Source organism: Paraburkholderia unamae (assembly GCF_003096875.1).
Classification (GTDB): domain Bacteria; phylum Pseudomonadota; class Gammaproteobacteria; order Burkholderiales; family Burkholderiaceae; genus Paraburkholderia; species Paraburkholderia unamae.
The window spans coordinates 100,204-109,583 of the sequence record NZ_QEOB01000026.1 but is presented as its reverse complement, the minus strand read 5'-3'; the positions used below and the strand labels follow the sequence as shown (position 1 = coordinate 109,583).

The following is a 9,380-nucleotide window of genomic DNA, read 5'->3' as shown; positions in this document are numbered from 1 at the left end:
GTGCGCATCTGCTTGTCGACTTCGATGAAGCCGCGATCCGTCACCGCCACACCGGCCTTGTCCGCGCCGATCTTCTTGCCGTTGGGCGAGCGGCCTACGGCAACCAGCACGAGATCGTAGCGCTGCGCTTCGGCAGGCGCCTTCTCGCCCTCGAACGTCACGTAGATGCCGTCGTCCTTCGCCTCGGCCTTCGTGGTCTTGGTCTTGAGCATGACGTTCGCGAAGCGCTTCGCGTTGTACTTCTCCCAGACCTTCACGAGGTCGCGGTCCGCGCCGGCCATCAGGCCGTCGAGCATTTCCACGACGTCGATCTGCGCGCCGAGCGTCGCATAGACAGTGGCCATTTCCAGACCGATGATGCCGCCGCCGATCACGAGCATCTTCTGCGGCAACTGGCGCAGTTCCAGCGCGCCGGTCGAATCGACCACGCGCGGATCTTCCGGCATGAACGGCAGCTTCACGGCCTGCGAGCCCGCCGCGATGATCGCCTGCTTGAACTTGACGATCTTCTTGCCGCCCTCGCCCACCACTTCCATGTGATGCGGATCAAGGAACGAGCCCAGCCCCGTCACGACTTCGACCTTGCGCGCCTTCGCCATGCCGGCGAGACCGCCGGTGAGCTTCTTGACGACGCCGGACTTGAAGTCGCGCAGGCGGTCGAGATCGATCTGCGGCTTGCCGAACGTGATGCCGTGCGAGCCGAGCGCTTCGGCTTCGTCGATCACGAGCGCCGTGTGCAGCAGCGCCTTCGACGGAATACAGCCCACGTTCAGGCACACGCCGCCGAGCGTCGAATACCGCTCGACCAGCACGGTCTTCATACCGAGGTCGGCGGAGCGGAACGCCGCCGAGTAGCCACCGGGGCCCGCGCCGAGCACGAGCATGTCGCATTCGACGTCGGCGCTGCCGCCGAAGCTGCCGGCTTGCGGTGCCGGTGCTTTTGAGGCTTCTGCGGCCTTCGGCGCTTCGGCGGCCTTGGGCGCTTCGGCCTTCGGAGCCGCGGCCGGCGCCGCTGCGCCTACCGATGCCTCGACCAGCGCGATCACCGTGCCCTGCGAAGCCTTGTCGCCCGGCTTGATCTTCACTTCCTTCACCGTGCCCGCGACGTCGCTGGGCACTTCCATCGTGGCCTTGTCCGACTCGAGCGAGAGCAGCGTCTGCTCTTTCTCGATGACGTCACCGGCCTTGATGTTGACTTCGATGACGTCGATGTCCTTGAAGTCGCCGATATCCGGCACTTTCACTTCGACGAGACTCATGGTGTCCCCTTTTGGAATGACCGGCCACGCCAGCCGCGGCGCGCACGCATCGTTCGTGCGGCGCGGCGGCGCAAGCCGGTCAAAGCGGTTTTACAGAATCACGCGGCGGAAATCGCCGAGGATCGAAGCGAGGTACGCGTTGAAGCGCGCGGCAGCCGCACCGTCGATCACGCGGTGATCGTACGAGAGCGACAGCGGCAGCGTGAGGCGCGGCACGAACTGCTTGCCGTCCCACACCGGCTTCATCGCGCTCTTCGACAGGCCGAGGATCGCCACTTCCGGCGCGTTGATGATCGGCGTGAAGTGCGTGCCGCCGATGCCGCCGAGCGACGAGATCGAGAAGCAGCCGCCTTGCATCTGGTCCGGCTTGAGCTTGCCATCGCGGGCGAGCTTCGAGAGTTCGGCCATTTCCTTCGCGATGTCGACGAGACCCTTCTTGTCCGCGTCGCGGATCACCGGGACGACGAGACCGTTCGGCGTGTCGGCGGCAAAACCGATGTGGTAATACTGCTTGAAGACGAGGTTGTCGCCGTCAAGGCTCGCGTTGAACGCCGGGAACTTCTTCAGCGCGGCGACGCAGGCCTTGATGACGAACGCGAGCATCGTGAACTTCACGCCCGCCTTCTCGTTTTCCTTGTTCAGCTGCACGCGCAGCGCTTCGAGGTCGGTGATGTCCGCTTCGTCGTTGTTCGTGACGTGCGGGATCATGACCCAGTTGCGGTGCAGGTTCGCGCCCGAGATCTTCTTGATGCGCGACAGCGGCTGCGTATCGATCGGACCGAACTTCGTGAAATCGACCTTCGGCCAGGGCAGCAGGTTCAGGCCTGCGCCGCCAGCGGCCGGTGCGGCGGCAGCGCCGGCCGGCGCCGCGAGCGCACCCGTCATCACGCCCTTCACGAACGCGGTGATGTCGTCCTGGGTGATGCGGCCCTTCGGACCCGAACCCGTCACGCGGGCCACGTCCACGCCGAGCTCGCGTGCGAACTTGCGCACCGACGGCGAGGCATGGCTCGGACGGCGCGCGCCGCCTTCGCCTGCCGGAATGATCGGTGCTTGCGCAAGCGCCGACGGTGCGGCGGGCGCAGGCTTGGCCGCTGCGGGCGCAGGCGCGTCCGACGGCTCTTCGACATGCTTCGCAGCCGGTGCGGCGGCGGGTGCCGCAGCGCCTTCGGCTTCGACGACGACGATCTCGGTGCCTTCCGACACGTTATCGCCGACCTTGACCTTGATTTCCTTCACGACGCCGGCCACCGGGCTCGGCACGTCCATCGTTGCCTTGTCCGATTCGAGCGTGACGAGCGACTGCTCCTTCTCGACGCGGTCGCCGACCTTCACGCCGATCTCGATGACGGGCACATCCTTATAGTCGCCGATATCGGGGACCTTGACGCTTTGCACGCCGCCGCTCGCGGCGGCTGCGGGCGCAGCAGCGGCAGGTGCCGCAGCAGGCGCAGGGGCCGCGGCGGTGGGTGCCGGTGCTGCGGCAGGCGCGGCGGCCGGAGCCGCAGCGGCGCCCGCGCCGTCCAGCACCAGAACGAGCGTGCCTTCCGACACGTTGTCGCCCACCTTGACCTTCACTTCCTTGACCGTGCCCGACGCCGGGCTCGGCACGTCCATCGTCGCCTTGTCCGACTCCAGCGTGACGAGGGATTGCTCTTTTTCGACGGTATCGCCCGCCTTCACCAGCACCTCGATCACAGGAATGTCCTTGTAATCGCCGATGTCCGGCACCTTCACTTCGATCGCTTGACTCATTGTTAGTGTCTCCGGGGCCGCATAAAACACGCCTCCCCGCTTCGGGGAGGCGTGCATGCCATGCACAGGGGTGATGGGTTAGACGGTCATCGGGTTGGGTTTGGACGGGTCGAGGTTGTACTTGGCGATCGCCTCGCCAACCACCTTGCGCTCGATCTTGCCTTCGTCCGCGAGCGCATTGAGCGCCGCAACCGTGGTCCAGTAACGATCGACTTCGAAGAAGTGACGCAGCTTCTCACGCGTGTCCGAACGGCCGAAGCCGTCGGTGCCGAGCACCACGAACTTGCGCGGCACGAGACCACGGATCTGGTCGACCAGCGCACGCACGTAGTCGGTCGAAGCGATGATCGGGCCTTCCGTGCCCTTGAGCAGCTTCTCGACGTGCGATTCGCGGCGCGGCTCGCTCGGGTGCAGCAGGTTCCAGCGCTCGACTTCGTGACCTTCGCGGGCCAGTTCGGTGAAGCTCGGCACGCTCCAGAGGTCGGCTTCGACGCCCCAGTCGTTCTTCAGCAGGTCGGCGGCGGCGATCACTTCGTTGAAGATCGTGCCTGCGCCCATCAGTTGCACGCGCGGCGCCTTGGCGTTGTCGGCACCCTTGCGGAACGCGTACATGCCCTTGATGATGTCGGCCGCCACGTGCTCGCCCTGCGGGATCGCCGGGTGCTCGTAGTTCTCGTTCATCACGGTGATGTAATAGAACACGTCTTCCTGGTTCTGCACCATGCGGCGCAGACCGTCCTGCATGATGACGGCGAGTTCGTAGCCGAACGTCGGGTCATAGTTCACGCAGTTCGGCACCGAAGCGGCCCACAGGAGCGAGTGGCCGTCTTCGTGCTGCAAGCCTTCGCCGTTCAGCGTCGTGCGGCCGGCCGTGCCGCCCAGCAGGAAGCCGCGCGAACGCATGTCGCCGGCTGCCCACACCAGGTCGCCGATACGCTGGAGGCCGAACATCGAGTAGAAGATGTAGAACGGGATCATGATCTCGCCGTGCGTCGAGTACGACGTCGCGGCCGCGATCCAGTCCGACATGCCACCGGCTTCGTTGATGCCTTCCTGCAAAATCTGGCCGGTCTGCGATTCCTTGTAGAACATCAGCTGATCGGAATCTTCCGGCACGTACTTCTGGCCGTCCTGATTCCAGATGCCGATCTGGCGGAACAGACCTTCCATGCCGAAGGTACGCGACTCGTCCGGCACGATCGGCACGACGCGCTTGCCGAGCGCCTTGTCCTTCAACAGGATGTTCAGGATCCGCACGAACGCCATCGTCGTCGAAATCTCACGGCCTTCGCCCGTGCCCTTGAGCAGCGGCTCGAACGCGTCGAGCGCCGGCACCGGCAGCGATTCCGCCTTCTGGCGGCGCGCGGGCAGGTAACCGCCGAGGTCCATGCGCTTCTGGCGCATGTACTCGAGTTCCTTCGAGCCTTCTTCGAACGTGAGGTACGGCACGTCGACGATCTGCTCGTCGGTGATCGGCAGACGGAACTGGTCGCGGAACTTCTTGAGCTGATCCACCTGCATCTTCTTCTGCTGGTGGGTGATGTTCATGGCCTGGCCGGCTTCGCCCATGCCATAGCCCTTGATCGTCTTGGCGAGGATCAGGGTCGGCTGGCCCTTTGCGTGCTGGGCCTGATGGAACGCCGCGTAGATCTTGTGCGGGTCGTGGCCGCCGCGGTTCAGGTTCCAGATGTCGTCGTCGGACCAGTCGGCGACCAGCGCCTTCAGTTCAGGCGTGTTGAAGAAGTGCTCGCGCACGTAGGCGCCCGACTCCGACTTGTACGTCTGGTACTCGCCGTCGACCACGTCCATCATGCGGCGCATCAGCGCGCCCGACTTGTCGCGCGCGAAGAGCGCGTCCCAGCGTGATCCCCAGATGACCTTGATGACGTTCCAGCCGGCGCCGCGGAACTCGCTTTCGAGTTCCTGGATGATCTTGCCGTTGCCGCGCACCGGGCCGTCCAGACGCTGCAAGTTGCAGTTGATGACGAACACGAGGTTGTCCAGACGCTCGCGGCCGGCCATGCCGATCGCGCCGAGCGATTCCGGCTCGTCCGTTTCGCCGTCGCCGAGGAAGGCCCAGACCTTGCGGCCTTCGGTCTTCGTGATGCCGCGCGCCTGCATGTACTTCATGAAGCGCGCCTGATAGATCGCCATGATCGGGCCGAGACCCATCGAGACGGTCGGGAACTGCCAGAAGTCCGGCATCAGCCACGGGTGCGGATACGACGAAATGCCGCCGCCGTCCACTTCCTGGCGGAAGTTGTCGAGCTGGTTCTCGGAGAGACGGCCAAGCAGGAACGCGCGCGAGTAGACGCCCGGCGACGAGTGGCCCTGCACGAACACGAGGTCGCCGCCGTGCTCGGCGGAAGGCGCATGCCAGAAGTGGTTGTAGCCGACGTCATAGAGCGTGGCCGCCGACGCGAACGAGGCGATATGGCCGCCAACGTTCGTGTGCTTGCCCGCGCGCAGGACCATCGCCATGGCGTTCCAGCGCGTGTACGAGCGAATACGGTGTTCGATGTCCTGGTCGCCGGGGTTCTTGGCCTGGTTGGCGACGGGGATCGTATTGATGTACGGCGTGTTCGCCGAGAACGGCAGATGCTCGCCATGCACGCGGGCGAACTCGATCTGCTTTTCGATCAGGTAGTGGGCGCGATCAGGGCCGACAGTCGAAATGACGCCGTCGAGTGCTTCGAGCCATTCGGCGGTTTCCTGGGGATCCTCGTCCTTGTCGGCGGCAACGTACTTGAGGACTTCGTCGGGTACAGCGGACATGCTCGTCTCCTGGGTGTAGGGGAACGCTGTTGATCGGACCATGCGGGCGGCAACGCTTAAGACGTGACCGGGCCAACCGCAGCAGCTTCCGGGCGATTGTAATGACCCCCCTGACCGTCGCGCAACAAAATTTTCGAATTGCGAGATGTGATTTTATAATGTGGAAAATTGCTGCACCGCACGCTTAATCGTTCGTGCCCTTGTGCCGATAACGGCCAGTTTGCACCCGTTTATCGGCGATTTACTGCTTTTTTCGCGGCATTTCCGTGTCTTACGCTGAGCTACAATCCTTGCCATGTTGACCGAACGGCTTTTCGCACGCTCGGCACGCCCGCCCGGAACGCCTGGCGAGTCGTCGCCGTCCCGCTGGCACCACGGACCCTGGTGGTCGAATTCCTATTTGCTGACGCCGCTCCTGTCGATCCTCGTGTTCCTGATCGTCATGAGCCTGATCTTGTGGAGCCTGAACCGCCGCGAGCAGCAGCAGCAGGAAGACACGCTCTACCGCAATGTGGCGTGGGCCCAGCAACAGATCCGGCTTTCCATGACAGGCGCGCAGGAGCAGTTGCAGGCGCTCGCGCGCGATCTGGCGGCCGGCCACAGCGACCCTGAGTATTTCCAGACGTCCACCACGGACATCATGCAGGGCCATCCCGAGATCCTCTATCTCAACTGGTACACGAGCCAGGAGGAGCCCCGCTGGCCCAACACGGCCATGCCGGTCTTCGGCCAGCGCCTGGCCAAGCCCAACGACGCGCAAATGGACGAGGCCGTGAAAGCCGCCTTCGCCGAAGCGCGCGCCACGCGCCGCCAGGTGTATTCGCCGCTCATTTACGACGACGTCGGCAACGGCTACATCACGCTGCAAACGCCGGTATACCGCGATCGGGAATTCCTTGGTTCGATCGCGGCCGTGTTCTCGGTCGAAGGCATCCTGAAGCACGACATCCCGCCCGAGCTGTCGGCCAAGTACAAGATCTCGATACTCGACGCGAACAACCGCGAGCTCGCCACCACCTCCACGCGCCCGCGCCTGCCGCGCGACGTCTATTACGACCTGCCGCTCGACCCGCCAGGCCAGGGCATTTCGGTACGCGTGTACTCGTACCCGCAGATGACCAACTTCACGAACAACACGCTCGTGTGGCTGGTCGCGGGTCTGTCGTGCTTCGTGCTGTGGAGCCTCTGGAGCCTCTGGAAGCACACGCGCCAGCGCTTCGAGGCGCAGCAGGCGCTGTATGCCGAAGCGTTCTTCCGCCGCGCGATGGAAAACTCGGTGCTGATCGGCATGCGCGTGCTCGACATGCACGGCCGCATCACGCACGTGAACCCGGCCTTCTGCCGCATGACCGGCTGGGACGAAAGCGACCTCGTGGGCAAGAACGCGCCGTTCCCCTACTGGCCGCGCGACGCCTACCCCGAAATGCAGCGCCAGCTCGACATGACGCTGCGCGGCAAGGCGCCCTCCTCGGGCTTCGAGTTGCGCGTGCGCCGCAAGGACGCCTCGCAGTTCCATGCGCGGCTTTATGTCTCGCCGCTCATCGACAGTTCGGGCCGTCAGACCGGCTGGATGTCGTCGATGACCGACATCACCGAACCCAAGCGCGCGCGTGAAGAACTCGCCGCCGCGCACGAGCGCTTCACCACGGTGCTCGAAAGCCTCGACGCTGCGGTGTCGGTGCTCGCCGCCGACGAAGCCGAGCTGTTGTTTGCGAACCGCTACTACCGCCACCTGTTCGGTATCCGCCCGGACGGCCACCTGGAACTCGCCGGCGGCGGCGGCTTCGATTCGGCCAGCGCCTCCTCGGACTCGATCGACATGGTCGACGCCTTCGCGGGCCTGCCCGCCACCGCGCTCACCGAGAGCACGGCGGACGCGCAGGAGGTCTACGTCGAGAGCATCCAGAAGTGGTTCGAAGTGCGCCGCCAGTACATCCAGTGGGTGGACGGCCACCTCGCGCAGATGCAGATCGCAACCGACATCACCACGCGCAAGCAGGCCCAGGAACTGGCCCGCCAGCAGGACGAAAAGCTCCAGTTCACGAGCCGCCTGATGACGATGGGCGAAATGGCCTCGTCGCTCGCGCACGAACTGAACCAGCCGCTCGCCGCGATCAACAACTATGCCTCGGGCACCGTCGCGCTCGTGAAGTCGGGCCGCGGCGCACCCGAGAACCTGTTGCCCGCGCTCGAAAAAACGGCGCAGCAGGCCGTGCGCGCCGGCATGATCATCAAGCGCATCCGCGAATTCGTGAAGCGCTCCGAGCCGAAGCGGCAGGCCGCGCGTGTCGCCGATATCGTCGCGGACGCCGTGGGCCTCGCCGAAATCGAAGCGCGCAAGCGCCGCATCCGCATCGTGACCGACATGCGCTCGCGCATGCCCGTGATCTACGTCGATCCGGTGCTGATCGAGCAGGTGCTCGTGAACCTGCTGAAGAACGCCGCCGAAGCCATGGCCGACGCCCGCCCGAACGCCATCGACCCCGTGATCCGCGTGATCGTGAAGCGCGAAGGCGGCAACGTGTGCATCAGCGTCGTGGACCAGGGCCCCGGCGTGGACGAAGCCACGGCCGAGCGCCTCTTCGAGCCTTTCTACAGCACCAAATCGGACGGCATGGGCATGGGCCTGAACATCTGCCGCTCCATCATCGAATCGCACCGCGGGCGCCTCTGGGTGGTCAACAACGTCGAATCCGACGGCCACATCAGCGGTGCAACGTTCCATTGCAGTCTGCCTATCGGCGAATCGGACAACCCCTCGCGGAGCGCCGACGAACCGACTCCACAAACCGTTACGGGAGAGCCATGAACAGCCCAGTCACCACCCAGGAAACCGTCTTTGTTGTCGATGACGACGAGGCCGTACGAGACTCCCTGCGTTGGCTCCTCGAAGCGAACGGCTACCGCGTCCAGTGTTTCAATAGCGCGGAGGAGTTCCTCGAGGCATACCAACCGGCGCAGCAGGCCGGGCAAATCGCCTGCCTGATTCTCGACGTGCGCATGTCCGGCATGAGCGGCCTCGAGTTGCAGGAGCGCCTGATCGCCGAAAACGCCTCGCTGCCCATCATCTTCGTGACGGGTCACGGCGACGTGCCGATGGCCGTTTCGACCATGAAGAAGGGCGCGATGGACTTCATCGAGAAGCCCTTCGACGAAGCCGAGCTGCGCAAGCTCGTCGAGCGCATGCTCGACAAGGCGCGCAACGAAAGCACCAACGTGCAGCAACAGCGCGCCGCCGCCGAGCGACTCGGCAAGCTCACGGCGCGTGAGCATCAGGTGCTCGAGCGCATCATCGCAGGGCGCCTGAACAAGCAGATCGCCGACGACCTCGGCATCAGCATCAAGACGGTGGAGGCGCACCGCGCCAACATCATGGAGAAGCTCAACGTCAACACGGTCGCCGACCTGCTGCGTCTCGCACTCTCCAACAAGCCGCAACAAGCGCAGCAGTAAGCGCGCGGCCTCTTGCTGCATTCGCGCGCCGTGATGCGCGCGAATGCGGCTTGCGGCGTGTCGCCGCGCTGCCCCCCTCCTTCGGCCGCATGCGGCCTTCCTCGTCCGTCTTCGCCGTTCGCCGTCCATTGCGGCCGG

At 64.8% G+C, this 9,380-nt stretch carries 5 protein-coding genes; 2 read left to right on the top strand and 3 right to left on the bottom strand.

The annotated features are described in order from the left end of the window. The 3 genes from C7402_RS37955 to aceE all read right to left on the bottom strand — a co-directional run. Positions 1–1,259, bottom strand: a 1,259-nt coding sequence (locus C7402_RS37955) for a dihydrolipoyl dehydrogenase family protein (RefSeq protein WP_116614198.1), incomplete at its 3' end; no start/stop codon positions are given. 90 nt (positions 1,260–1,349) lie between these two features. Beyond that, positions 1,350–3,014 carry a dihydrolipoyllysine-residue acetyltransferase gene (gene aceF, locus C7402_RS37950; protein ID WP_116614197.1) on the bottom strand — a complete coding sequence of 555 codons (1,665 nt, stop codon included), beginning with the start codon at positions 3,012–3,014 and terminating at the stop codon, positions 1,350–1,352. Between the two features lie 78 nt (positions 3,015–3,092). Beyond that, entirely contained in the window at positions 3,093–5,789 is a 2,697-nt protein-coding gene (gene aceE, locus C7402_RS37945; protein ID WP_112176809.1) for a pyruvate dehydrogenase (acetyl-transferring), homodimeric type, read from the bottom strand. Positions 5,790–6,084: 295 nt separating this feature from the next. Between aceE and fixL the strand changes: the two genes are divergently transcribed. Both fixL and fixJ read left to right on the top strand, forming a co-directional pair. After that, complete coding sequence (gene fixL / locus C7402_RS37940; protein ID WP_112176808.1) at positions 6,085–8,598, top strand: oxygen sensor histidine kinase FixL; 2,514 nt, start codon at positions 6,085–6,087, stop codon at positions 8,596–8,598. Then, positions 8,595–9,242 carry an oxygen response regulator transcription factor FixJ gene (gene fixJ, locus C7402_RS37935; protein ID WP_112176807.1) on the top strand — a complete coding sequence of 216 codons (648 nt, stop codon included), beginning with the start codon at positions 8,595–8,597 and terminating at the stop codon, positions 9,240–9,242. Before fixL ends, fixJ begins: the two co-directional genes overlap by 4 nt. The last annotated feature ends 138 nt before the right edge of the window (positions 9,243–9,380 follow it).

Bases quoted from the DNA above. Each gene is read 5' to 3' on its own strand.
- aceF (WP_116614197.1), bottom strand. From the start codon at position 3,014: ATGAGTCAAGCGATCGAAGTGAAGGTGCCGGACATCGGCGATTACAAG.
- aceE (WP_112176809.1), bottom strand. From the start codon at position 5,789: ATGTCCGCTGTACCCGACGAAGTCCTCAAGTACGTTGCCGCCGACAAG.
- fixL (WP_112176808.1), top strand. From the start codon at position 6,085: ATGTTGACCGAACGGCTTTTCGCACGCTCGGCACGCCCGCCCGGAACG.
- fixJ (WP_112176807.1), top strand. From the start codon at position 8,595: ATGAACAGCCCAGTCACCACCCAGGAAACCGTCTTTGTTGTCGATGAC.